This is a genomic window from Neobacillus niacini, assembly GCF_048572935.1.
GTDB lineage: Bacteria > Bacillota > Bacilli > Bacillales > Cytobacillaceae > Neobacillus > Neobacillus niacini.
The window spans coordinates 4,575,270-4,601,811 of record NZ_CP183883.1; the positions used below are offsets into that span (position 1 = coordinate 4,575,270).

24 protein-coding genes and 3 riboswitches are annotated in these 26,542 nt (G+C 37.6%); of the genes, 5 read left to right on the forward strand and 19 right to left on the reverse strand.

Annotated elements, in window-relative coordinates; all coding sequences use genetic code 11:
• Positions 1-17: 17 nt before the first annotated feature.
• From ACN6MT_RS22595 to ACN6MT_RS22640, 10 genes are all read right to left on the reverse strand, one after another.
• Positions 18-1,508 (reverse strand): xylulokinase, encoded by a 1,491-nt coding sequence (locus ACN6MT_RS22595; RefSeq protein ID WP_419888151.1) that lies wholly within the window; start codon positions 1,506-1,508, stop codon positions 18-20.
• 19 nt (positions 1,509-1,527) lie between these two features.
• Positions 1,528-2,352, reverse strand: a complete 825-nt coding sequence (locus ACN6MT_RS22600) for a class I fructose-bisphosphate aldolase (protein WP_419888152.1) — start codon at positions 2,350-2,352, stop codon at positions 1,528-1,530.
• A 33-nt stretch (positions 2,353-2,385) separates the two neighbouring features.
• On the reverse strand, positions 2,386-3,423 hold the full coding sequence (locus tag ACN6MT_RS22605; protein WP_419888153.1) for a zinc-dependent dehydrogenase: 1,038 nt from the start codon (positions 3,421-3,423) through the stop codon (positions 2,386-2,388).
• Positions 3,424-3,528: 105 nt separating this feature from the next.
• A complete protein-coding gene (locus ACN6MT_RS22610; RefSeq protein ID WP_419888154.1) occupies positions 3,529-4,806 on the reverse strand; it encodes a TRAP transporter large permease in 1,278 nt (425 codons plus the stop codon).
• Position 4,807: 1 nt separating this feature from the next.
• Positions 4,808-5,317: a TRAP transporter small permease gene (locus tag ACN6MT_RS22615; RefSeq protein WP_419888155.1), complete on the reverse strand. Its 510-nt coding sequence runs from the start codon at positions 5,315-5,317 to the stop codon at positions 4,808-4,810.
• A gap of 70 nt (positions 5,318-5,387) precedes the next feature.
• Positions 5,388-6,422: a DctP family TRAP transporter solute-binding subunit gene (locus ACN6MT_RS22620; RefSeq protein ID WP_419888156.1), complete on the reverse strand. Its 1,035-nt coding sequence runs from the start codon at positions 6,420-6,422 to the stop codon at positions 5,388-5,390.
• 218 nt (positions 6,423-6,640) lie between these two features.
• Positions 6,641-7,507 carry a MurR/RpiR family transcriptional regulator gene (locus ACN6MT_RS22625; protein WP_419888157.1) on the reverse strand — a complete coding sequence of 289 codons (867 nt, stop codon included), beginning with the start codon at positions 7,505-7,507 and terminating at the stop codon, positions 6,641-6,643.
• 116 nt (positions 7,508-7,623) lie between these two features.
• Positions 7,624-8,202, reverse strand: a complete 579-nt coding sequence (locus ACN6MT_RS22630; RefSeq protein ID WP_419888158.1) for a uracil-DNA glycosylase — start codon at positions 8,200-8,202, stop codon at positions 7,624-7,626.
• A gap of 44 nt (positions 8,203-8,246) precedes the next feature.
• On the reverse strand, positions 8,247-8,534 hold the full coding sequence (locus tag ACN6MT_RS22635) for a hypothetical protein (protein ID WP_419888159.1): 288 nt from the start codon (positions 8,532-8,534) through the stop codon (positions 8,247-8,249).
• 51 nt (positions 8,535-8,585) lie between these two features.
• Entirely contained in the window at positions 8,586-8,732 is a 147-nt protein-coding gene (locus tag ACN6MT_RS22640; protein WP_419888160.1) for a hypothetical protein, read from the reverse strand.
• Between the two features lie 132 nt (positions 8,733-8,864).
• On the opposite strand from ACN6MT_RS22640, the gene ACN6MT_RS22645 reads away from it, so the two are divergent.
• Positions 8,865-9,773, forward strand: coding sequence for an AEC family transporter (locus ACN6MT_RS22645; RefSeq protein WP_419888161.1), 909 nt, complete (start codon positions 8,865-8,867; stop codon positions 9,771-9,773).
• Between the two features lie 102 nt (positions 9,774-9,875).
• A complete protein-coding gene (locus tag ACN6MT_RS22650) occupies positions 9,876-10,424 on the forward strand; it encodes a hypothetical protein (protein WP_419888162.1) in 549 nt (182 codons plus the stop codon).
• Positions 10,425-10,471: 47 nt separating this feature from the next.
• Here the strand turns inward: ACN6MT_RS22650 and ACN6MT_RS22655 are convergent, their stop codons facing one another.
• From ACN6MT_RS22655 to ACN6MT_RS22675, 5 genes are all read right to left on the reverse strand, one after another.
• Entirely contained in the window at positions 10,472-11,308 is an 837-nt protein-coding gene (locus tag ACN6MT_RS22655; RefSeq protein WP_419888163.1) for a neutral zinc metallopeptidase, read from the reverse strand.
• A gap of 547 nt (positions 11,309-11,855) precedes the next feature.
• On the reverse strand, positions 11,856-12,599 hold the full coding sequence (locus tag ACN6MT_RS22660) for a DUF2935 domain-containing protein (protein ID WP_419956508.1): 744 nt from the start codon (positions 12,597-12,599) through the stop codon (positions 11,856-11,858).
• 200 nt (positions 12,600-12,799) lie between these two features.
• Positions 12,800-13,294, reverse strand: a complete 495-nt coding sequence (locus ACN6MT_RS22665) for a flavodoxin domain-containing protein (protein ID WP_419888164.1) — start codon at positions 13,292-13,294, stop codon at positions 12,800-12,802.
• A complete protein-coding gene (locus ACN6MT_RS22670; protein ID WP_419888165.1) occupies positions 13,275-14,321 on the reverse strand; it encodes a ribonucleotide-diphosphate reductase subunit beta in 1,047 nt (348 codons plus the stop codon). Before ACN6MT_RS22670 ends, ACN6MT_RS22665 begins: the two co-directional genes overlap by 20 nt.
• A gap of 20 nt (positions 14,322-14,341) precedes the next feature.
• Complete coding sequence (locus ACN6MT_RS22675; RefSeq protein ID WP_419888166.1) at positions 14,342-16,627, reverse strand: ribonucleoside-diphosphate reductase subunit alpha; 2,286 nt, start codon at positions 16,625-16,627, stop codon at positions 14,342-14,344.
• A gap of 159 nt (positions 16,628-16,786) precedes the next feature.
• A riboswitch (cobalamin riboswitch) is annotated at positions 16,787-16,965 on the reverse strand.
• Positions 16,966-17,111: 146 nt separating this feature from the next.
• Positions 17,112-17,293: riboswitch (cobalamin riboswitch) on the forward strand.
• A gap of 163 nt (positions 17,294-17,456) precedes the next feature.
• Between ACN6MT_RS22675 and metE the strand changes: the two genes are divergently transcribed.
• Positions 17,457-19,751: a 5-methyltetrahydropteroyltriglutamate--homocysteine S-methyltransferase gene (metE, locus tag ACN6MT_RS22680; protein WP_419888167.1), complete on the forward strand. Its 2,295-nt coding sequence runs from the start codon at positions 17,457-17,459 to the stop codon at positions 19,749-19,751.
• A gap of 56 nt (positions 19,752-19,807) precedes the next feature.
• On the opposite strand, the gene ACN6MT_RS22685 is transcribed toward metE, so the two are convergent.
• Together ACN6MT_RS22685 and ACN6MT_RS22690 are read right to left on the reverse strand one after the other, a co-directional pair.
• A complete protein-coding gene (locus ACN6MT_RS22685; protein WP_419956509.1) occupies positions 19,808-21,277 on the reverse strand; it encodes an amino acid permease in 1,470 nt (489 codons plus the stop codon).
• Between the two features lie 191 nt (positions 21,278-21,468).
• Positions 21,469-21,609: riboswitch (cyclic di-AMP (ydaO/yuaA leader) on the reverse strand.
• A gap of 138 nt (positions 21,610-21,747) precedes the next feature.
• Complete coding sequence (locus ACN6MT_RS22690) at positions 21,748-21,897, reverse strand: hypothetical protein (RefSeq protein WP_169803694.1); 150 nt, start codon at positions 21,895-21,897, stop codon at positions 21,748-21,750.
• A 296-nt stretch (positions 21,898-22,193) separates the two neighbouring features.
• On the opposite strand from ACN6MT_RS22690, the gene ACN6MT_RS22695 reads away from it, so the two are divergent.
• Positions 22,194-22,925: a hypothetical protein gene (locus ACN6MT_RS22695; RefSeq protein ID WP_419888168.1), complete on the forward strand. Its 732-nt coding sequence runs from the start codon at positions 22,194-22,196 to the stop codon at positions 22,923-22,925.
• Between the two features lie 12 nt (positions 22,926-22,937).
• Complete coding sequence (locus ACN6MT_RS22700; protein WP_419888169.1) at positions 22,938-23,678, forward strand: metallophosphoesterase family protein; 741 nt, start codon at positions 22,938-22,940, stop codon at positions 23,676-23,678.
• Between the two features lie 64 nt (positions 23,679-23,742).
• On the opposite strand, the gene ACN6MT_RS22705 is transcribed toward ACN6MT_RS22700, so the two are convergent.
• Both ACN6MT_RS22705 and ACN6MT_RS22710 read right to left on the reverse strand, forming a co-directional pair.
• Positions 23,743-24,702 (reverse strand): aldolase catalytic domain-containing protein, encoded by a 960-nt coding sequence (locus ACN6MT_RS22705; protein ID WP_419888170.1) that lies wholly within the window; start codon positions 24,700-24,702, stop codon positions 23,743-23,745.
• Between the two features lie 195 nt (positions 24,703-24,897).
• A complete protein-coding gene (locus ACN6MT_RS22710) occupies positions 24,898-26,115 on the reverse strand; it encodes an MFS transporter (RefSeq protein ID WP_419888171.1) in 1,218 nt (405 codons plus the stop codon).
• Between the last annotated feature and the right edge of the window lie 427 nt (positions 26,116-26,542).

Sequence of the window (26,542 nt, forward strand, 5' to 3'; positions counted from 1 at the left end):
TATCAACCACTACCTTTCTAGCTTTTCCTGGCACTTAATGCAAAGAATTGTTTTAAAGACGGATATAGCTCTTTATATACTTGATATAATTCATCATAAATGCCAAGCTGCTCACGTTCAGGTTCTACGGAATACAGTGTATGGTTACTTATTTCTTTTGCTGCACTTTCTAGTGAAGAAAAATAACCAACAGCTGTGCCTGCCATAATACACGCTCCTAATACTCCGGTTTCGCTAATGTCCTTAATATGAATATTCTTGTTCAGAACATTTGCCTTGATTTGTGCCCATTCCTTGTTTTTAGCACCGCCACCTATGGAAGGAAAACTTTCAAGTTCGAGTTGATATTTCGACTCAATAATTTCGTGGATTTGCCGTAGACCAAAAGAGCAGCCTTCTAAGATGGCACGAAACATATCAGCTTTGGATGTGTTCAAATGAATTCCTGCGAAGACACCTCTTGCATCTGGATTCCAAATAGGTGATCGTTCACCTTGCATATATGGAAGGAAAAACACACCGTTAGCACCAGCGGATGATTGATTATATAATTCTGTAAATATAGTTTTAGAATGGCCTTCTGGCTTCAAAAACTCCTCATAGAACCATTGAATAGAAGCACCAGGAAATGACATAGCCCCATGGGATAACCACAGGTTTTTAATAATATGGCACCGATTCAAAAAGCGCTTATCTAACATATTGGGCTGACTAGTACAAACTGTTAATACATTTGATGTACCAACGGATTCAAAAATTTCATTTTCCACAATCCCTAAAGCCAAAGTAGAGCAAGCTGTATCCGCAGCGCCAGCAACGACGGGGATACCTTTGGAAGTAAGCTCAGGAATCAACAAATCACCAATAATTGAACTAGGATCAACGACATCTGGAAGTTTATCGCAATTTATACCCACTTTTTCATAAATGTCTGGAGACCAATGATAATTCTCAATATCATACATTCCAGAGAAGGAGCTTTGAGTCCAATCCATCACAAAGCACCCTGTCAGTTTATGCAAAATAAATGTCGATAGATTTCCCCACTTATACGTTTTCTCATATAAGTCAGGAAAGTTATTCATAAACCACAAATGTGTTGTAACCGTATACATTCCTTGTTCTAATCGATTCTTCGTTACCAAGTCCAATAGGTCATCTCCAACTACATGCTTAATCCATTCTGCTTCTGCTTTACTTCTTTGATCTAAGTACATAATTCCTTTGTACAGAGGCTCTCCCTTTTCATTTAAAAACACCGAACAATTACAAAAGGTTGAAAGGGAAATAGCATCCACAGAGCCTATTGCTTCTACTTGATACCATACATTCAAAAGCATCGTTTTTGTCTTATACCAAATATCCTCGAGGTCGATTTCTACCCAGCCCTTTTGGGGGTAAAGAAGGGAGTATGGTTGATACTCGAGGTATCCCAATACTCCTTCTTTATTCATGGCACCGACTTTTATTCCACTTGTTCCAATATCAATCCCGATTACATGAGACATGATTGACCACCTATTTTTATTATACGTTTGCTGGTTGATTGATTAATTCGTTATAAAGCTCAAGTGTTTCATGTACTGTTCCTTTATTATGAATAATATTTTTAAATGCTTTGACAACTGCTGTAGGATTCTGATTATTCCATACTATTCTACCAAATGTTATTCCAGTTCCACCAGCATCGATTACATCATAAACCATTTGGAAATAGTCTTCGATATTATTTCCGTTGTCTCCACCCGCAACGACAACCTTTCCTGGAGTTGAGGAAACAACCTTATGAAATGTTTCTGGATTTCCGGTATATTTCGTTTTGACAATATCTACTCCAAGTTCTGCTCCAGCACGAACTGCATAAGCAACATGTCTCCAATCATTCTTCTCATTCTCGGGAATTTGGTTTCCTCTAGGATAAATATGAGCAATCATTGGCAGTCCATTGGCTGCCGCCTGACCCGCAATTATCCCAAGATTACGAAGCTGTTCTGGCTGATCATCGCCACCAACGATACATCCCATTGATACGGCATCAGCTCCTAGACGGACTGCTTCATCAACCTCTGTAACCCATGCGTCATAGTTAGGCTGCCAAGGTGAGAAGGTTGAGCATTTTAAAATAAAACCCGCTTTACCAGCATGTGGACGGAAGCATAAATCAGCAATTCCTTTGTGCATCGTAATGGCATCAGGTCCTCCTGCCACAATTTCACTTACTTTGCGGTCGATTGGCATTAATTCTTCAAAAATACCTCGTGCCATTGCCTGGTCAACTGCAACAGCTAATAACTTCCCAGATTCCTGGTTTAATAGACGACTCATGCGAATTTCTTTTCCTAAAAATGCCATTAATAAAACACTCCTATTCATATTTTTATTGTTTTATAGTGTAATAACAGACTTCATACCATTGCCATTACGTACATCCAATATCGCCTGCTCGATATCATCTAGCGTATAACCAGTTGTGGTTAAAACATCGGTATTAATTTGACCAGAAGCAATCAGAGAGAGCGACTTGTGGTAATCAGCTCTAGTTAAAGCTGATGTCCCATTAACATTTACTTCGTTATAATGAATGATATTGGGATCAACCTCAGATAACACCCCTTTTGTAAACCCTGCAAATAAGTTTAATGTACCGCCTTTTTTCAGTAGATTTATACTTGAATTAACTAAGAACGGAACTCCAATCGCCATAATCACCACATCTGCTCCAAGCCCATCTGATTCACTTAACACGATATCGTGTAGTGATTCATTATTAGGATTTACAGCAAGATTGGCACCTGCAAGGAGTGCTTTATCACGACGGTGATCAATAGGTTCACTTAAAATAACAGATTTAGCTCCAGCGATTTTCGCTAACTGAACATGCATTAATCCAATAGGACCGCCACCAATAACTACGACAACGTCCCCCATTTTGACATTCGCTTTCCTTTGGCCATTTAGACAGCATGCAAGCGGTTCGGTAACAACCGCTTGTTCAAACGAGATATGATCAGGAATTTTCACAAGATTACCCGATTCCACTGCAGAACCTGGAATTTTCACATATTCTGCAAAACCACCATCAAACTCATATCCAATAGCTGTACGGTTTGAACAAACATTTTCCCTTCCATTCAGGCAGTAATAGCATTTTCTACAGGGAATAACCGGCATAACCCCTACTCGATCACCTATGAAAAAATCTTTCACATTTTCGCCAACTTCTTCAATTGTACCCACAAGCTCATGACCAATAATTGATGGTGTTCGAACCCCTTTTGTCTTTTTACCTTCAAAAATACGGACATCTGTCCCACAAACAGCACTTGCATTAACCCGGAGTAGCACCTCATCCCCATTTATGACTGGTTTCTGCACTTCTTCAAGTCTTAATTTATTTGGTCCATGAAAAACTGCTGCTTTCATTACACCTCACTCCATTTCCTTTTATATTTATATTATACGTTATGGTGGTAATTTCCTTCATAATTTATTAAAAAAAATAGGTGATTTTTTTCTCCCCCCCTATTTTTATAAATCAAACCATCCAATTGGAACGGTAATAATCTGTGGAACAAAGACAAAAGCGAGTAGGATCGCGAACGTTACAGCTAACCATGGCAATGTCGCTTTCGTTAATTCCTCAATTTTAAGACCGGTTATATTACAAGTAGCATATAAGCAAACACCAACAGGAGGTGTAACTAAACCAATAGAGAGAAGAACGACTAAAAATACAACAAAGAACACTGGATCGATTCCAACTGCTAACACCGTCGGCATTAAAATTGGTACGAGGATAAAGATAGCAGCTGTTGCATCCATAAACATTCCCACAAGAATTAAGAACACGAATAGTAATAACATAATCACAAGCGGGCTATCACTTAATCCACCTATAAATCCTGCTACTCTAGAGGGTAATCCATCATATTCAAAAACCCAGCCAGCCGCCTTTGCTGTTACAGCTATGAAAAGGATAGTCCCTGTTAAGGTTGCTGTTTTAAAGAAAATTTTCGGTAATTTCTTGAATGTTAAACCCTTGTAAACAAACAAAGCGATAAATAACATATACAAAACGCATATTCCTGCAGCTTCAGTTGGTGTAAAGTATCCACTTAAAATTCCAGCGAGCAAAACCAAAGGTGCAAGTAAGGCTGGAAATGCCCGTACAAACTCTACTCTGAATGTTTTCCAAACAAATTTCTGTTTAATTCCATAGTTATGCTTTTTGCAGTAATAATAGTTATAGATCATGTAAACCACAGCAATAATAACACCAGGTATAAGTCCGCCCACAAGTGCAGCACCAATCGAAACACCTGCAGTTGATGCTGCAACAATCATCAAAATACTAGGTGGTATAATGGTCGCTAGCACCGAGGTAATAAGCGTGACTGCGGCAGAATAATCTAATGGGTAATTGTTTCTAGTCATTGCATTCGTTGTAAGACGTCCTGTACTCGCAATATCTGCTACGGAAGACCCCGCCATCCCTGCAAAGATAAGACTTGCTAAAATATTTACCTGGCCCAATCCACCCGTCATCCATCCTACAATGCTTTTCGAAAAATCAAAAATTCTCTCTGCAATACCACCTTCATCCATGATTAGGCCTGCTAATATGAACAATGGCACTGCAACCATGAGGAAGCTATTCATCGAACTATACATCGATTGAATTACTATACTTATTGGCACATCTGTGAAAAGAAGAATGGTCCCCACAACCGCAATACCCAGGGAAGTAGCAATCGGAATCCCGATAAACATCAGAATAAAAAATAAGAATAATAGTAAGATTGACATACTATTGCCTCACCTCCTCTTCCAGTAATGATCGATTATATAGTAATGATTGGATGATATTAATAATCCCCGTGACTGCGGAAAAGGGAACGCACAATCCGATTAACCACATTGGTAAAAGTAAGACAGAACTTTTTTCATTTGTACTGAATTGTTGTGACATTAACTCAATTCCTAAAATAAGCATGAAAAGGAAAAATCCAATCGTTGCAACGGAATAAATCCAAATGGAATGTTTTCGAATAAATTTAGGCAAATACTTTAATAACAGGGTGACCCTAGCAGATTCTGCCTCGCGGAAACCGATTCCAATTCCTAAATAAATCAACCAGATAAAGATAAAACGTGTTAACTCCTCTGTCCATGGGGCTGGTTGTCCGATTAATCTACCGATAATCTGCCACATTACGACAATAAAAATGGCAGCAGCTGTTACAGCAGCTAATGTATCAGTAATTTTATTAAAGAACTGAAAGAAGTTTTTTAAGTTACTCTTCTCATTCGTAACCATCGCGTTGCTCCTTTACTTCATTGTTAGGCGGCCATTTACTTAACGTGACCGCCTTCTTTAAATCTAGTAATTATTCACTTTTTCCAACAAACTCTAGTACTTTATCAAAGAATTCATCATCTTTTACTAACCCTTTAAAAGTAGGAAACGCTTTCTTTGAAACTTCGACGAAAAGCTGTTGTTGTTCCTTCGTTAACTCGTTAATCTTAACTCCTTCTTCTTCAAGGAATTCAACCGCAGCTTTAGCTTCTTTCGTATCATAATCTAAAGCCCAGCCTTGTATTTGTTCTGATGCTTCCGTTAAGATTTTTTGCTGTTCTTCTGTTAAATTTTTAAACTTGGATTGGTTGATTCCGACGACCCAACCATCAGCCATATGGTTAGACATCGTTAAGTATTCTTGTACTTCATATATTTTGGCAGTTTGTACAACACCAATTGGGTTTTCCTGTCCATCAATGGTTTTTAATTGTAATGCATTGTAAACTTCACCAAAGTCCATAGGAGTCGTTACAGCACCAGTCCCCTTAAAAAACTCAACCCATAATGGATTGTTTGGAACACGTAGTTTGATTCCTTTCAAATCTTCAGGTTTTGTTATTGGATTCTTTGAATTTGTAATTTGTCTAAAGTCGCGAGTCCAGTAACCAAGTCCTTGGATTTTTAATTTGGATACTGAGTCCAATAGTTCTGCACCAAGGTCGCCATTTAAGAAGGAAACGAATTGATCTTTGTCATCAAATAAGTAAGGGATACTAATTGCACTAAATTCAGGTATAAAGTTTGCATATAGCGATGTTGATAGTACAAGCATATCTAAGCTTCCTGCACCTAATTGTTTAACGGCAGCAGCTGGGTCTCCACCATATAGAGTTCCATTTGGATGTACCTTAATTTCGATAGAACCATTACTTTTTTCTGCCACAACCTTCGCAAATTCTTTTGCTGCTACTGATACCGAAGCTCCATCAGGATCTGGTGTAGACAGTGTAAGTGTTACCTTCTTTCCAGAACCAGATTTTTCTTCACCACTCGTCGTACTGCTGCAAGCTGATACTGCCAGTAAGAGAACCATCGCCAAAACCACTGATAAAAACTTTTTCAATTGTTTTTCCCCCTTATTCTTGACCGTAATTTGATAACGCTTTCTTTTTTTGTTGGATAAAAAAGAATTTTCGTTATCTATCAAATTTTCTGAAAATTCATTCTGTAAAACTATCATAACACATGGTGGTAATTTCCTTCAAGATTTTTTTAAAAAAAATGAATATTACTTTCACGTATGATAGTTAAAGGGAGTAGACAATTGTTTTCAACTTACACTTACATCTTTTTATCAATAGTTGATTTGCGCGTTTTTTGCAAATTATTATAAAATATTTCATACTGTTGGTTTGCAACTGCAGCAACTAACACGTCTATGATGGTTAACTGAGCAATCCTTGAAGAGATAGCATCCGTTCTGAATAACGTTTCATTGGAAGCAGTTTGCAAAACTATGTCAGAGATATTCGTTATTGGTGATTTAGACGAATTAGTGATACAAATTAATGTAGCTCCCGCTTCTTTTGCTAATTTCATAGCAGCTAACACCTCTGTATTTGAACCAGTATGAGAGATACCTATAACAACATCTTGCTCTGTGAGGACACTCGCTGACATTGCTTGGAGTACAGAATCATTATAAGCGAACGATTTGACACCTAATTTTAGTAACTTATGTTGGGCATCTAAAGCAACAGTTCCCGAACCGCCTGTTCCATAAAATTCGATTAATCTTGCTTTAGAGATAGCAACGACAGCCTTCTGTAGTTCCTCATCATTGCATACTTCAATTGAATCATACAAAGCTTGTATGTTAGACTGAAAAACCTTCTTCTTTATTACAACGACATCGTCACCTTTTTCAATCACTTCATGAATCTGTTTCTCGGGAGCAATTACTTCTTTTGCCAGATGGATCTTTAAGTCCTGAAAGCCTTTATATCCTAACCGCTTACATAAACGGACAACTGAAGATTCGCTAGTTTCACTTCTTTCCGCAACTTCAGTAATAGACAAATGAATAATCTCCTCTTGATTATGTTCAATAAACTCAACTATCTTTTTTTCTGAATCCCGGAGTTTTGACATCGCTGCGCTAATTCTTGTGAAAAATCCTGGATTTGTATTAATGTTTAACTCACTCACCTGTAATCCTCCTCTACAAAAATATTACTTGTATATTTAACTATTTTATAATAACTATTTAGAAATTATCTACATAAATTTACAAAGGCGATTATAAATTGGGCTTGTACACACAACTAAATGGTTAAATTATGATACTGTTTTGCAACAAACTCCCAATCACGTAAAAAATAGGACCATAAGTTTGGACGGCGCCTTACAGCCAGCGGATGGTAAGCAACAGTGGTTGGATATCCTTGAACATTGTGCCATGTACCTCGTAATGTTTTTACATCCGCTTCTGTGTTTCGAAAAAAAGATTGAACAGCGACATTTCCTAAACATAAAATCAATTTATGCTTTTTTTGCAGCAATTGTTGTTCCAAATGAACCATACAAGTTTGGCGCGCATCATCCTTGTCGTAAGCACGGACTGGTCTTCTTTTAAGGATATACGTCACATATAAGTCTTCCTTTTTTAAGCCTGCTTCACTTGCAGCTTGTTGTAATGTTTGTCTTGTTCCACAAACCATTGAATTCCCTGAACGGTCTTCCCTGGCTCCAGGATTGTCGAGGATTACCATGATTGGTGCTTCTGGATTTCCTTCTCCCCAGACCATGCGTGATCCGTGCTGATAAAGACCGCATTCACGGCAATTTTCAAAGGTTTTTGGAGTCGGTTCCTCTGGCCATAATTCAGGACAAAATGTAGACATACCTTCCATCTCCTGTCACTTGTTTTTAATTAATAGAATGCTTTTTATTCTTTCCAATAATCTATCACGTACTCAACTTGTTTTTGGTCCACCATATTTACTGCGTAATAAACGATATCTCTATATTTCATTTCTCGTATAGGATTTTTTCTAACATTGTGCAGAACTCTCATAACTGAAATATCGGGGAGGGTAAATGCCACTAAGATAATCGCCTTTTTTCCATTAATCCCCCAAGTACCTCTTGAACCTAAAACTAGAGGCAAGGGTTTATTACATTTGTGAAGATAATTGTAAACCCACTCTTGTTCGCTTAGATTTTTTTTATCCATTCAGCCCTCACCTTTTATGTAAAAAAACAGCCAATAAAATTGGCTGCTTCTTTAACGATCAAGTCCCTTTTTAGTCTTACCAAGATTATCATTCGGTGAGTCACCGGTACCATTTTTGCTTTTGCTATTAGGTGTTCCGTAAATTTGATTATCCGATGTTACTTTTGCACCTGTTTGAACATCATCTTTCGTCTTCATTCTGTCATCTCCTTTCGTTAATCAGTTATAGTATCTATAGCGTGTAACAGAAATATACAGAAGAGCTAAATCTATCATTTTAGATTGATTTTATGGTTTAATTAGAAGGAACTAACATAGAGGAGCTTTTAGATGAATCAAGAATTTCTTTATATTATTATTATCATTGCATTTGGGTATTTATTAAAACGTCTAAATATTTTACAAGAAAAAGATGGAGAAGTGATATCAAAACTTATTTTTAAAATTACCCTTCCCGCCTTGGTTCTTGTAACATTCGATTCCGTAAAGATAGAAACTTCATTAATCGTGTTACCGGTGATTGTACTGGTTTATGGAATTATAACTGCATTACTAGGATTATTAGTTTTTAAAAATGAAGATAGAGAATTAAAGGGTTCTCTTCTTATGCTTTCCTCCGGGTTTAATGTAGGCTTATTTGCATTCCCGTTAGTTTATGCAATTTGGGGAATAGATGGCTTAACTTATTTTAGTATGTTCGATGTTGGGGCGTCATTTGTCGTTTTTGGAATTTGCTTTATTTTTGCAAGCTATTTTTCAGAAGAAGGTCTCAAGCTTAATCCTGTGGAAATTCTGAAGAAATTGGGCAAATCTATTCCATTAATGACCTATCTAATTGCTAGTATTTTAAATCTAATCCATATCCAATTACCAGACATGATCATCAATGTTGCCAGCAAAATCTCTGGAGCCAATATGCCGTTGTCATTATTGTTATTAGGTCTCTTTTTAAATTTTAAATTCGATAAACAATTTATTAAACCTATGATAAAATTCTTAGCTTTCCGATATGGTTTAGGTCTTATTGTTGGTTCAGCGTTATACTTTATCCTACCCTTCGATACCATGTTTCGATATACCATTCTAATTGGACTGTTACTGCCGGTTGCAGCTTCTGCTCTTACTTTTGCAGTTGAATTTAAATATAGCACCAACAGCACTCGTTTCATTGCTACAATGTCAAATATAACGATTTTGGTTAGTATCGTTATTTTATATATCTTTGCTAACTTTATTTAGTAAAGACTCGAAACCCACTAAGTAGGTACTTAGTGGGTTGAAATTTGTTCAGATAAAATTGAATTTCAAAATTTGGGTAAATTAATAGTGGAGGTTATGAAAATGATTGTTTACCATGGATCGATTAGTAATTTTCAACATTTTAATAAAGAAACCGTCGTTCAAAATTTAAATAACGATATCAATACGATTGGATTTTGGTTTACTTCTGATATGAATGCAGCAAAACCTTTCGCAATTGGTTTTGAGACAGTGATTGAAGAATCTAAGAGTGAGTTCTGGGAGAATGGAGAATCAAAGGTCATCCAATATAACAGGCCAGTTAGCGGCTTTATCTATAAAGTGTATATAGATGAACCTAGTTTAAAAATTTATGAATCTACGACAGAGGAATCTTTTGATTTGTTTATGAGGGATCGTGACGTATATTGTAATTACTTAGGCGCTAAAGGAAGAAACGTTACATGGAAAGATAATGCCATCCTTTTAAATAAGGAAGAAGCTAATACAGAATTTCGTAAAAGCCTTATAAAACAGGGGTACGAAGGCTTAGTAATACAAAAGACACGGATACATAATATGATCACTGATTTGTATTGCATTTTTTCGGAGGACTCTTTGCTTATTACAGAAGTCTTGCCTTTAAATTAAGTGTGGACGGACCCTGCGAAGAGTCCATCCAATATCAGTTCAGTTCTCTAAAGATTCGCTGCGTTAAATGTGTCTCCACCCTCTATCGTACCGTTTTTGAATCCTTTATTAAACCATCGCTCCCTCTGCTTAGAGGTTCCATGTGTAAAGCTATCGGGAACTACATAACCTTGTGCTTTTTTCTGAATAGTATCATCGCCGACCGCATGTGCTGCATTAAGCGCCTCTTCAAGGTCACCTGATTCCAGGTAGCCCTTCCCTTCAGCATAATGCGCCCAAACACCAGCCAAGTAGTCAGCCTGCAATTCAAATCGAACCGAATACTCATTGGACCGCTTTTCGGCTGGTGATACGTTTTCACCACTATGTAAAAGCGTCTGGACGTGGTGCCCTACCTCATGGGCTATGACGTATGCCATCGCAAAATCACCAGGTGCTTGGAATCTTTGCTTCAGTTCCTGATAAAAACTTAAATCAATATAAAGTTTGTGGTCACCTGGACAATAGAAAGGTCCGACAGCCGAATTTGCCGCTCCACAAGCTGACTGAACGCTATCTGTAAACAAAACAAGCTTTGGATTTTCGTATACCATTCCTCTTTTCTCAAATTCAGCTGACCAAACATCTTCTGTATCGGCAAGGACTACAGAAACAAAATCTGCCAACTCCTCCTCTTGTGTAGAACCATTCATAGGAGTGTTTGAGTATGAATTATTCGTCGTTGGCGTACTGTTCAATAAATCCCCTGGATTACCCCCGAGCAGAACAAAGAGAAGCATGACTACAATACTGCCGAGTCCTCCTCCGATAACCGTTTTTCCACCCATGCCCATTCCTCTGCGATCTTCTACGTTTGAACTTTGCCGTCTTCCTTTCCAAATCATTATTTTATCCCCCTACAGTATTAATGATGAATAGTGTTTCCCCTTTTCTGATGTTTATTAAACAAACATCATGGTTTATTGACGCAAAAAAGTGTTCAGGAAATCGTTCTCCTGAACACTTTAGCGGTGATTATGGTTTTTATTTTTTTAGGTTTGTTTGATGTTGATGATTATTTTTATAGATATTTTTATAAAGGACGAATCTGGAGTCGGACCTTCTCGATTTGTCCTTCATTGACCTTATGAAGGACGAATCTCATCCGGACCTTTCTTGATTTGTCCTTCATCACTCTTATGAAGGACGAATCTTTTCCGGAACCTTCTTGATTTGTACTTCATCAACCTTATGAAGGACGAATCTCAGCCAGAACCTTCTTGATTTGTCCTTCATCACCCTTATGAAGGACAAATCTCCTCCGAAACCTTCTTGATTTGTCCTTCATCACCCTTATAAAGGACGAATCTCATCCGGAACTTTCTTGATTTGTCCTTCATCAACTTTTTATCCTCTTGTCCTTAAAAACCGACAATAAAATTTTTAGAAAGCTTATTCCTTCAGTCGAGGTTTTGCAGGATCACAATTTGGCGGATCAATGTTTGCCGATTCTGCTAGTTTCATTAGATAATAACATTCTTCCCGGTACATATGATCAGCCATTAACGGGGCAAATGTTCCCAATGCTTGGTTACTTAGTTCTAACTCTTCTATCTCTGTTAAAAAATTTTGAAATAATTTAATTTCTAATTGAGCGTCATTCGTCATTTTTGTTAAAGCTGGAAAGGCAGTCAAATTGGTTCTTAAATATCCTGCCAGCTCTACTGCTTTTAGATAAAAACCTTCGAAATCCTTCTTAAATGCCTTACTTTTCTCTCTTAGTTTCTTTTCAACACCATCTAAATTTGTATAGATAGCATCTGAATGACCTGCTGCGTCTAATAACCAAAGGAGGTGATGATGTAGTTCGTGGTAAACGGGAGGGACTTTACCCTCTTTTAAATGATTTAAAATCCTTACATATTCTTCTAACTCATTTACCATATGATTAATAAAAGTAGGTGATAGATGAATTTTGATTTTACCGACAAGGTGTTTTCTTAATAATTCTAATTTGAATTCCCGTAATTTTAGTACCTCTGGTTCCACTTGAGCTGTTAGTTGTGTTAGTGGTACGGATTTTGCGCGTTCTAGAAGTGTATCGAATATATTTATAAAATTTGCTGCCTGCTCAATCTCAATTTTTTGAATCGGGGCAAGAGCTTCAAAAATAAATCTAGAATGGTCACCTAGTATCTGGAGCCAAAAACGGTGTTCAAATCTGGCTGACCTTTCAAAACTTCATTCATGTCCATTCCTCCTAGGATAAAAATACCCATACTAAATTGATATTTATTCTCCTACGGCACGTCTTATGAACATTAGGTCTGCGGATAAATCATTTGCCTAACCGGATTTACTGGCGTATAGCCAGATTTACTGGCGTATAGCCAGATTTACTGGCTCATAACCGCATTTACTGGCGGATATCTATGCATACTAGCACGCAAAAGCAACGATTCAACAAACTTTTCGCAACGCTGTAAATCCTGACTTTGCGGCCGAAGCTCAACTTTCAAGGTCGCAGCTAAGTTTGTATGAACATACAACATGTCACGAAATTGATCAACACCACCGCAAAACATCGGATAGTTGCTGTCCCCTGTTCCAAATACAGCAGTCGTGATGTCCTTTCTGCTAATCGATTCAAACGCTTGATAGAGTTCCAACATTTCCTTTGGAATGTCACCATTTCCCCATGTATACGTTCCGATCGCTACTGCATCATAGTGACTTAAGTCAGATAAAGAAAACTCTTCTATACTATAAATAGCTATCACGACTGACCTAGTTAAAAAGATTCTATAAATCACTTCTGCCAATTCTTTCGTGTTTCCAGATACTGACGTATAAACAATCGCAACGGACAAATTACAGTTCGTCAAATCCATTGGACTGTGAGACCTTTGAATAGGTTCTGGACTTTTGCTCAAAGAAATCCGACTTTGTTTCATTCATCATTTCATCACCGAAAATTTGAATCCACGGCATCGGATTGTTTCTTTCTTCATAAAGATTTTTCAAACCAAGCTGTCTCAATCGCTTATTGGCTAGGTATTCGACATACCCTTCAAATTCCTCTATATCGATTCCTTTAATTTCAGCCAAAATATAGTGAGCCCACTCTTTTTCCAGCGCAACGGCTTCGTTAATGGTTTGATAGATATAGGTAATATTTTCATCTGTATGAAGCTCAGGATTTTCTGTTAACAGGATTCGAATGAATTGAGCAATAAAGTAGGCATGCTGCATTTCATCTCGTTGGATATAGCTAATCATTGTACTAGTTTTCAGCATTTTTTGCTGACGTGCCAAATGATAGAAAAAAGCAAAACCGGCGTAAAAATAAATACCTTCTAGGTTAATAGAGTTTACAGACAACTTAAATAACGTTTGTGGCGTTGGATATTGTCTAAAATCCTCATAGGCGTCTAAAATTAATTGGTTTCTTTTTCGTACAATGTGATCACTTTTCGCTTGATTAAATCGTTCATTTTGTTCGCCGATAGGAACTAGCGAGCTTAGTATATAAGAATATGATTCATTATGGACGGCTTCTTGCTGTGAAATAACAGCAAAAATCGCTTTAAAACTAGGGTCACTCACATAATCCATGACCTGACACATGGTTGGAGTCTGCAAGCTATCTAGTGAAGCAAGCTGCGTATTAATACGCAAAAATACATCTTTTTCATGATCACTAAGGAGATCCCATTGTTTTATATCATCCTGCATATTAATTTCTTGAGGTTTCCAAAAATTCGATAATAGAGTCTGATATAAGTCGTACATTTTTGGGTAGGCAATATCATTCCAGTTAAGAATTCCCGAAGACTTTCCATTTATGATTCCAGTGGACTTATTTGGAAAGTCAGGATTTAGTAATTTAATTTTGGTTAATGGTGTGTGAATCATCATTCTCAATTTCCCCCTATAGCCTAACTTTGACATGCTTCACATTCTTCTATCTCAGCTTGTGAAGTACTTCTTATGTAATAAGTAGTTTTTAAACCCTGCTTCCATGCTTCCAGATGAAGATTTAATAACTCTACTGCTTTAATATCGTGACGAACATAGAGATTGAAGCTTATCGATTGATCAATATGGCGCTGCCTGGCTGCGTTTTGCCTGATACTCCATGTCTGATCCAGCACATGCCTAGTTCGTCGATAAAAGTTGTAGCTGTTATGGTCTAAATCAGGTGCCGTTACTTTAAATTTAAAGTTTTTCTTCTCCTCTGCGTATTCAACCGCATACAAAGGATCAATCCCATCGGTGGAACCACCAATCTTTGCCGTAGATGAGTTTGGAGCAATCGCCATCATCCAGCCATTACGAACACCGTTACTCGAAATCTCCCCCATCAATTGGTTCCAACTTTCAGACTTATAGCCTTTACGTTCAAAATACTGGCCTGATTGCCATTCTGAACCATCAAATTTTGGATAGCACCCTTTTTCCTTCGCCAATTCCATCGAAGAACGAATCGTATAGTAAGCAATTTCCTCATATAGTCGATCTGCGTATTCAACAGCTTGCTCAGACTCCCAATAAATCCCCTCCAAAGCAAGAAGGTGATGCCAGCCAAACGTACCTAATCCCACAGGCCGATATTGCTTATTTGTCACTTCCGCTTGTCCAACTGAGATGGTGTTGAGATCAATGACATTGTCCAGCATTCTCATTTGAATCGGAATTAATCTTTCCAGCACATTCCCTTTTACTGCTTTTGGGAGATTAATAGATGATAGATTGCAGACAACAAAATCCCCAGGTTTTCGAACAATGACAATATTCCCATCTTCATCCTTATATTCTCTCACAATCGTTGTTGCCGACATATTTTGCGTAATCTCTGTACACAAATTGCTGCAATAAATCGACGCAAGTCCCTTTCCTCTTACATGTTTGTTTGGATTTTGACGATTTACCTCATCCCGATAAAACATATATGGAGTACCGGTTTCTAATTGAGAAATCATAATCCTTGCCATAATATCCATTGCTCGGTATGTTTTTCTTGGAAGAAGAGAGTTTTTTACTGCTTCTTCATATTTTTCTGTAAAAAACTTTTCATCACTCTCATCATAAAAATCTTCCAAGCCAAGGGGATTCCCGTCTTGATCCTTCCACCCCATAATTTGTTTTACTTGATGAGGACAAAAGGTATGCCATTCTCCAACACTTCGACCGTTCTCATCTACTTCTTCTAGTTTCTTCATAAACAAGTCAGGTATCGAAACTCCCGTAAAAATATCATGAGCCTTTCGTCTCTCGTCTCCGTTATTGGTTTTTAAGTCTAAAAAGCCATTCATAATATCTTTATGAAAAACATCTAAATAAACGGCGATGGCTCCCTGCCTTTGCCCAAGTTGATCGACACTCACAGCCGTATCATTAATAAGGCGAATCCATGGTACCACCCCAGAGGAATTACCTTTAAACCTTTTAATATCTGAACCTAATGCACGTACCTTTCCTAGATAAACACCCAGACCACCACCGTCCTTACTTAATCTAGCAATATCCCAATTATTCAAATAAATCCCATCTAAAGAATCGTCTACAGTATCAATAAAACAAGAAGAAAGCTGGCCAAAACTTTTTCCGGCATTTGATAGAGTTGGAGTAGCAACAGTCATATATAAGTTACTCAGTGCCCAGTATGCTTCTTTTACAAGATTTAACCTGTTTCTTTTTTGTTCCTTTCTCATTAATGTCATGGCGATGATCATAAACCGTTCTTGAGGCAGCTCGTATAGATTTCCCTCGTAATCTCTTGCCAAGTAACGATCTGCCAGTAAAAACAACCCTATGTAATTAAACAAACGGTCCCGCTCAGCTGTTATTTCTCCGCCTAATAATTCAATCTCTTCTTCCGTATAATCTTGTATTAACTCCTCTGAATAAATTCCTATTCTAGTTAATTCAGCAACCAGAGTGTAAAAATCTCCGTATTTTTTCTCAGCCTTGTACCCTCTGCTGCTTGAAGCATATTGATAAAGTTCCTGTAAATACAGATTTGCTGCTAGAAAGGTCCAGTTTGGATCGATCATTGAAATTTGATTTAAGGCATAGAAAAGTGATTGTTCATAGATTGATGAGTCTTCAAGACCAGCAATCTTTTTAACTAATTCAGTAGTGTCCAAATTATATTTTTCAGTTGCACTTTTCACAGCTGCTAAAACTGAATCCTTTTCTGTATAAGTACTGTTTATTGCCATGCGAAGGTTCCTCATTTCTTTAGGTAATAACTTCGTGAGTGAAACGACAAAAAACCCATCTATGAAGATGGGTTTGATAACGTGGAATAATCTAGTATACAGGCTCATTCACTGTAATAGCAGGATACCCTCGTTATATCTCCCCAGCTCCCGAAGAAGATAATACGTAATAGAAATGGCAGGTCTCCTGACTTGTGCTTCACCCTACTCAAATCCCTTCCCGTCCGTAGACAGTGGATATGATTATTTCGTCAGCACTTACAGTTGCGGGTACAGTTCTGGATTCTCACCAGATTCCCTATTAAGTCTAAATAGACACCATTTATATTGGTCATTATCTATATTTAGTGTTTCTGATTAAAACAAACACTAAATATTGTATAGCTCCCACTATAATATACTATTTTCACTTTGACAATAACAAAATTAATTCTCTGAAAATGATGTACGAATGTTTTTTTATATGTTATATTAATTGGCAATTACATATCGTGTAAGATTTGGTGCCAAGCTTATGCTTGGCTTAAAAGGGAAGAACGGTGTAATTCCGTCGCTGTCCCGCAACTGTAATTCGGAGTGAATCACGCAAACCACTGTCTTTTGACGGGAAGGTGTGAGGAGCATTGATGATAAGCCAGGAGACCTGCCAATGTCTAGTACACACCAGATACCTACGTGGAAATAGGTGGTGACATTCATTTGTACGACAAACGAGTTAAGAACAGTATTGTTTTTTACATACTTTTAACTTGATTGTATAGCCATTTCCAGTTGTCGGAGATGGCTTTTTTGTATTTGGAAATATGTAAAGATAAAGGAGGAATCGTAAATGAAATTAGCTAGTACAGCTATTGGTTACCCCTACATTGGCGGCAATCGAGAATGGAAACGATGTGTGGAATCTTTTTGGAAGGACGAGAAATCGGAGGAAGCGTTTATCTTTGAGATGAAGACCATTCGCTTGAATCATTTGAAGCATCAGCAATCATTAGGATTAGATATCCTTACCGTTGGAGATTTTACTTTTTATGACCGTATGCTGGACCTTGCCACTATGTTCGGTTTAATTCCAAAACGTTATAAGTGGACTGGCGAAAAGGTAAATCTTAGGACATATTACTCGATGGCACGTGGAGTTGACGATGTTGTCGCTTCAGAGATGACAAAGTGGTTTAATACAAACTATCACTACATTGTACCTGAATATGAAGACCAGCCACTTAGATTAACTCAAAACTACCTTTTAGATTACTTTTTAGAAGCAAAATTCGAGCTAGGATTAATTACAAAGCCGACCATTATCGGCCCCTATACCTTTGTCCAACTTTCTAAAGGGTATGATTCAATTTCAAAAGCCTCATTTATTTTAAGACTCTTACCTCTTTATGTTCAGGTACTCCAACAACTTGTAGATGCTGGAGCTCAGTGGATTCAAGTAGAAGAACCAGCATTAGTCCTTTCACTAGCACCTGAAGATATCAAACTAGTTCAACAAATATATAAACAATTAGCTGAAGAAGTACCTGCAGCGAAACTGATGTTACAAACCTATTTTGAAGGACTATCAGCGTATGAAGAGCTAATACAATTACCTGTCGCTGGAGTTGGGCTTGATTTTATTCATGGTGCTGATCAGAATATGGCTTCACTCCGTAAATACGGGTTCCCACAAGATAAAGTATTAGGAATTGGGATTATAAATGGGCGTGATATTTGGCGTGCAAGTTTAGCTGAAAAAGCAATGATGACAAAAGCTATTTTATCCTTAAGCGGTGTACAAGAAGCGTGGGTTCAATCTTCTTGCAGTTTACAGCATGTACCTGTCACAACCAAATCTGAAAAGACTCTGGATAAGACATTACTAAACGCATTATCCTTTGCCGATGAGAAAGTCATCGAGTTAACGCATATAACATCCTTCGTTTCAGATGAGAATTGGTCTGGAAGTAAAAGTGTGTCACAAAGTATCGTGGCCATTCAAGCCTTAGAGCAGCATGAGGCAAGGAAAAATCCACGTGTGAAGGAGCTTTTATCACAAGTTAGACAAGAGCATTTTACACGTCCAATGCCCTTTAAAGAACGCCAACCAATACAGCAAGAGGCTTTGCAATTACCGGAATTTCCAACAACAACAATTGGAAGCTTCCCTCAATCGGAACAAGTAAAAAGAACTCGTACAGCATGGCGCAGAAGTGAAATAACAGATACTGAATATGCTGAGTTTTTGAAAAGTGAAACCGCACGCTGGATTCAAATCCAGGAAGAAATTGGCCTTGATGTCTTAGTACACGGTGAATTTGAACGAACCGATATGGTGGAGTACTTTGGTGAAAAGCTAAAAGGATTTGCTTTTACAGAAAAAGCCTGGGTGGTTTCCTATGGGTCACGTTGTGTGAAACCGCCGATTATATATGGGGATGTCGAGTGGACATCGCCAATGACTGTGAAGGAAGTAGCGGAGGCACAGGAGCTAACGTCTAAGTATGTGAAAGGAATGTTAACAGGCCCTGTCACCATCTTAAATTGGTCTTTCGTTCGTGATGATCTTTCGCGTGAACAGGTAGCCAATCAAATTGCCTTAGCGTTAAAGGAAGAAATTCAAGCATTAGAAAGTGCTGGCATTGCCATTATACAGGTAGATGAACCTGCTTTACGTGAAGGCTTGCCGCTTAGAAAAGAGGATTGGAACGAATATTTGTCATGGGCAGTAAATGCATTTAAACTCGCGACTTCTAGTGTCAGAAATGAAACACAAATTCATACGCATATGTGTTATTGCGAGTTTAATAACTTTATAGAGCCGATTCGTGCCCTTGATGCAGATGTCATTTCAATTGAAACCTCTAGAAGTCATGGAGAATTGATTCAATCACTAAAACAAAATCCTTATGAACTTGGTATTGGGTTAGGTGTCTATGATATACACAGCCCGCGGATCCCAAGTGTAGAAGAAATCGACACCATCTTAAAAGACAGTTTAGAGATTATTTCAAAAGAACAATTTTGGGTGAACCCAGACTGTGGTTTAAAAACTCGAAATGAAAACGAAACCATTGCCTCATTAAAAAATATGGTGACAGCTGCTCGAAAACTTCGTCAACAGCAACAGCAAACCGTTTCCTAAAGGCTTCTTAGAAAAAAACAGGCTCCAAGTATTCCTAAGAGCCTGTTTTTTCTTGATTATTTATATTTTTTGTCAAAGTCAAACTCAACTTCCTCAAGTTTAACCATTTTTGTTTTCTTAATAAGTTTATATCCAACATATAAACTTAGGAAAAATGGAATACCTAAGTAAGCTGCTACCACTCCGCCCCAATCAATTTGGTCAGCAAGAAAGGCTTGGAAATTTTGAGCTAAGATGACGATAATTCCACAAGCAATCGCAAAGATCGGCCCAATCGGAAACCATTTCGCCTTATAAGGTAACCTGTCTAAAGAATGCCCTTGAGCCATAAGAGCTTTACGGAACCGGTAATGACTGATGGAAATACCCAGCCAAAAGATAAATCCTGTTATACTGATTGCATTCATTAACCAAATATAAACGGTACCATCTCCAAAAAATGAAGCTAAAAAGGCAAGCGCACCTATTGCACATGTTAGAATCATACCAGCAACCGGAACACCACGGTCGTTTAGTTTCCCAAAAATCTGCGGTGCTTGTCCCGCTTTCGCCATCGAATACAACATCCGTGTCGAAGCATACAAGCTAGAATTACCAGCAGATAATACGGCCGTTAAGATTACTGCATTCATAAGTGACGCAGCAAAAGCAATCCCTGCCTTTTCAAATATGAGGGTAAATGGACTGACCATCACACTATCATTTTGTAAATTCGGATTGGTATAAGGAATAAGAAGACCGATTACAGCAATCGCCAAAATATAAAAAATCAAGATTCTCCAGAAAACATTTTTAATCGCCTTCGGTACATTTTTCGCTGGATCCTCACTTTCTCCTGCGGTAACCCCTACGATTTCTGTACCTTGGAATGAAAAACCTGCTGCAATAAAAACAACAAATACACTTAAAATACCGCCTGAAAAAGGAGCTTTATCCACTGTGAAATTTTTAAACCCTACTGCTTCTCCTCCCATAATGCCGAAAATCATCAGTAAGCCAACAATAATAAAGATAACAATCGCTGATACTTTAATTAAGGATAGCCAGTATTCCCCTTCCCCATAACCCTTAACAGATAAATAATTTAATAGAAATATAAGTGCTAAAAATGATCCACTCCATACCAAAGAAGGGCTATCCGGAAACCAGAATTTCATAATCATCGTTGAGGCGGCTAACTCAGCTGCAATGGTCATCGCCCAACTAAACCAGTACGTCCATCCAATTGCAAAACCAAATGCCGGATCGACAAATCTTGTGCCATATGTGCTAAAGGAACCGCTTACAGGCATAAAAGCAGCCATTTCTCCTAAACTAGTCATGATAAAAAAGACCATTGCGCCAACTATTGCATATGCAAGCAATGCTCCACCGGGTCCGGCTGAACTGATCGCTGCCCCGCTGCTCAAGAACAGTCCAGTACCAATCGCACCTCCGATTGAAATCATCGTTAAATGCCGGGATTTTAACTCTCGTTTTAATGTTTGTTCATGCTGTTTATTCACTGAATGCTGGAATTTTTCCATTTCACGTTCTGGTAACATGTACCTCAGTCCTTTCATTTTTTAATAGAAAGCGATTACAGACAGATCATTGCATTACCTTGTCGTATGTACGGACCCCTTAATAATAGAACACCCAGAAATGGACAAAAAAGTGTCTACAAGTCACGGGAAATAAACTTGTAGACACTAAATAATCGGGTCACAAGTTCCACCTTCCTTCTCAATAACGCTTACGAGGTTAGCTGTCGGATTCGGGCCTCCTGAGTAGCCCTACCTTAAAAAGGATTCACCCCTTGGATTGTTTACATCCATATGGTTCCCCCGTGCCTAATAGGTTTCAGCGATTTAGAAATTTGAAACTATTTTCAATATTATAATAGTTACTATTTTAAGAAAAGTAAAATAATTTTTTACAAAAATATAAAAAATATCTAAAATTCCTTTAAAACACTGTCTATGCTTCTTTATAAAGGATATTTTCTTCCAAAATCTTATTCAACTACATCAAAATCATTATAGTAGATCACTTCACTGAGGAATTTACATCCTTCTATACTCTTGTAAGTGGCAGTTGCTTCCTCTTTATTATCAAATTCAAACATACGAATACTTGATTCTGAATACACCGTAATGACCCACATACTAATGCCCTCCTATTCAATGATTTTTTTAGACCGAGCCTTCCTAATATTTCTGTAAAATCAAATCAGGTTTTCTATGCCCTGGTTCTCACCATTAGCAACATAGAGATGTTTTATATCTTGTATTTTTATAATGCAATAAGTGTGCCAAATGTTTTTCCTAGTAGGATTCTACATTTTAGTATTCTTAACAAGCTATTACTGCAAAATTTTTTTGCTATGCCAAAATATTTTGCGTAATAATGTTTATATTGTGCCTACAAAGGTGACCTTTGTATTGACTGGAGGTAGTTTTCATGGGAATGGTTACAGACGCAAAATTCCATTTATATAAAGAAAAAATTGTTTCTCTAGATTTGCCCTTAACAGATCACGATCTATTAAATTCCTCATTCTTATTGAAAAAAGATGAAAAGAAAAAACTTGAAGTTTATTACACCCCATTTGACTACATTAATGAGAAAGCTCGTGTTGTTATTGCAGGGATTACACCTGGACTACACCAGATGAAAAAAGCGTATAGAACTGTGATTGAGAATAGACATTTACATGATGAGGAGCTCCTTCATAAGGTTAAAAAAAGTGCTAGCTTCGAGGGACCGATGAGAAAAAACCTTATAACGATGTTGGATGAACTTGACTTGCCAAGATACCTGGGCATTTCTTCAACAAGCGATTTATTTGGAACAGCTAGTCATCTTGTCTACACTACCTCCATCCTCCCGCATGCAGTCTTTTTTAATCATAAAAATTTTAACGGTTCACGACCAGATATATTAAAAACGGAAATGCTATTGGAATTTGTAAAAAATAATTTTATTAAGGATATCTCTAGAATTGAACATCCATTGATTATCCCTTTAGGGGTAAAGGTAAGCAAAGTGCTTGACCACTGTTATAAAAATAAACATACTTTGAAGGGATTCCCTCACCCTTCAGGGAGTAATGGTCATCGACATAAACAATTTCAGGAAAATTTACAGGAAATGAAGAGACAAGTGGAGAATTATTTTCATATAAATGGTTAGGAGTTTTTTAAAATGGAAAAAATCGCGATTATTTCAGATATTCATGGAAATATCCCTGCATTAGAATCGGTACTGGCTGACATCTATTCTAGACAAATTCAGAGAATTATTTGCTTAGGTGACTTAGTGGGTAAAGGGCCACAATCAAGCGTGGCCATACAAATGATTCAAAAGCATTGTGAAACGGTGGTGAGAGGCAATTGGGATGATTTCTTTCCTAAACCTCAAGAGTCCGACACCATCAAATGGCACCAAAACCAATTAACGAAAGTACAAATGAATGATTTAAAAGAACTGCCGTTTTCAATAGAATTTATAATGAGCGGTAAGCTAGTCAGAATGTTTCATGCTTCACCGCGGAGTGTGTACGAAAGAATTCAACCGTGGGATGCACTTGAACGTCGCTTAAGTATGTTCGAAAACACAGACCACACAGAAAACATAGCAGGAAAAAGAGAGCCAGATGTTGTATTTTATGGAGATATTCATAATGCCTACCAGCAAAATATTAAAGGGAAAACATTATGCAACGTGGGCAGTGTAGGAAATCCGCTTGACCTCACGCAAGCCTCCTACGCCATTCTTGAGGGAGAATATAACCAAAGTGAAAATGGAGTTTTTTCGATACAGCTTGTTCGAGTTCCATATGATATTGAGGCATCCATACAGATAGCGAAAGAAATGGAAATGCCCGAGCTTGAGGAATATATTCAAGAATTAACAACAGCAAAATATCGAGGGTTAAAAAAGTAGAGATTTTATGTGTAAACACAAAACAAGTACCTCTGAGATGAGAGGTACTTGTTTTCAGTCTAAATTATTTTGTCGCTGGTGAAACAGAAACTTCTGGTGATGTTACCTTATCGTAAAAGTCTGCAAATTTATCACGATCGGCGCTGTCACGATAAGCCATTGCGACACGCGGGTGTTCATTCAATACTCCAGAAATCATATACGGAATGATGTAACCCCACTCCCACTTCTGGCGCATGTCGAGCATGTGCTTTTCAATCATTTCTAGTACTGGTTTCAATTCATAGCTTGGCTTTTGGATGTAGCTTACAAGTAGTTCTGTGTTACAGTTACCTGCAGCACGGCCCATGCCATAAACAGATGAATCTAAGTATGTAACCCCATTTTGCATTGCCGCTAATGTATTGGCGAATGCTAACTGCATGTTGTTATGGGTATGGATTCCAAGCTCTTTGTTTGGAATTAATTCTTGGAATCTTTTCACTTGGTGTTCGATATCAGCAGGATCCAAGCTTCCGAAAGAATCAACGATATAGACAACATCTACAGGACTTTCTCTCACCATATCAAATGCTTTTGTAAGCTGCTTTTCAGGTACACTCGATAACGCCATAATATTTAGTGAAGTCTCATAACCCAAATCATGGAACATTTGTACAAGCTCTAATCCTTTATCAACTTCTCGGATATAACATGCGACTCGAATCATATCTAAAACACTTTGATCACGTGGTAAAATATCATTTGGATCTACACGGCCAATATCCACAAGAGCAGAAAACTTAGTGGATTTTTTTTCAGGGAAGATTTCCTTTAAGAAATTATCGTCTAGAAATCTCCATGGATTTGGCTCAGTCGCGTTCAGTAGTTTTGGGGAGTTTTTGTAACCAATCTCCATGTATTCTACACCAGCAGCACTTAAGCTATTATATAAGTCTTGAACAAATTCGACACTGAAATCCCAATTGTTAACTAAGCCTCCATCTCGAATGGTGCAGTCTAAAATTTTACTACGTTGTCCCATGAAAGTAATTCCTCCTGTATATCCTTTTTTGTCATTATTTGTAAGCCTTTTGCTTTAAAGTACTAAAATTCTTACTGTGTTTATATCATGTTTCATTCAAGCGAGTCAATGCTATTTTCCAAAAATTCTTTTTTTTTACAAATTAAAAGCCAATCTCCCAACATGTATGTCGGAAAGATTGGCTTTTTTATAACATTACACTGCTTCAGTTAAAGTATGAATTTCTTCCTGTTTACCTTTTCCTTTTTGCAAAGTAATCATTGCTAGGAAGGAGATACAATAAAGTGCCGCAAGATATCCCATGGCTACTGTTACATTTGCGTTTTGCAGGATATATCCTACTAATATTGGAGATAATCCCCCTAAGGCTCTACCGAAGTTAAAAATGGTATTGGTTGCTGTACTACGAATTTCAACAGAGTAATATTTGCTAATTAAAGCTCCGTAACCTGCAAACATTCCATTCGAGAAGAACCCAACAATTGCACCGCCAATCAGAAGTCCTGTACTGCCTGAAGCATAGGAATATAGGAAGACCGCAACAGCAGAAGCGGATAAGAAGATTCCGTACGAACGCTTCATTCCAAACCGATCCATGAATTGTCCAAATGTTAACATACCTGCAATCATCCCTGCTGCTGTACTAATCGTCCAAAGAGCCGAGCTTGAAACGGATAAGCCTTGAGATTGTTGGAGCATGGATGGCAGCCAAATCATCAAACCATTATAACCAGCAATTTGGACAGTTGCCATGATTGCTAAAGCAAGTGTTGTTACTGTAGTTCTAGGTGTAGCAAATAATTGCTTAAGTTTTCCCTGCTTCTGAACGAGTTGCTTTTTCTTTTGCGATTCAAGCCATGCTGGTGATTCGTCTAGTTTCTTTCGAACGATAAAGGCGAAAATAACCGGTGCCAATCCAACAAAGAACAACCCTCTCCATCCCCAAGACGGAAGAATCATCGCACTAAGAAGGGCCGCAAGGATAACACCGTATTGAGCACCGACACTAACATAAGAGGAAGCGCGCCCTTGTTTATTTTTTGGCCAGGCTTCAGCCACTAGAGCCATTCCAATTCCATATTCTCCACCTGCACCTAAGCCGGCAATAAATCTAAATAAATATACTTGTTCAATATTTTGTGCAAGACCGGTTAATGCTGTTCCGACCGCAAATAATAGAATCGTATAAGTAAAGATTCGAACTCTCCCAAATTTATCTGCTAAAATACCGAAAATAACTCCCCCAGCTAGCATTCCTAAATTAGTAATGGAGGAAATAAGTCCGCCTGCTGCCATATCGATATGAAACTCCGCAATAATCATCGACATCGCAAAGGATATAAACATAATATCCATGCCCTCTAATGTTAAACCTGCTACTGACGCGACTACTGTTTTTTTACGATAATCCATTCTTGTTGTTCTCCTTTCGAGCCTCACAGGACTCCGATTAAAAGATTTTGAGCGAAAAAAATGCCTTTTCATCCAAAGGACAAAAAGGCATTCATAACACATAATAAATTATGCATGAATTTTATTTTCGCCTTTTTGGCCTCTCTGGACCAGATTTAAAGGGATTTAATTTCAACTCGATTTAATTTCAACTAATAGTAACACGATAATTATCATGTGACAATATATTAAAAAAATAAAAAATAAATTTCCATATTATTAAAATGGTAAACATGTGATCGCTTCTCTATTTTATCTTTTTCAAAAACTGCATTTAATATTCTTCAAAAAATCGCCAATTACCATAACTTTCATATTAAGGGAAAACATAGCTGATTTACCTTTAGATCGATTATTTGTCATCTACTCTTTCCGAATAGTTCGTCTT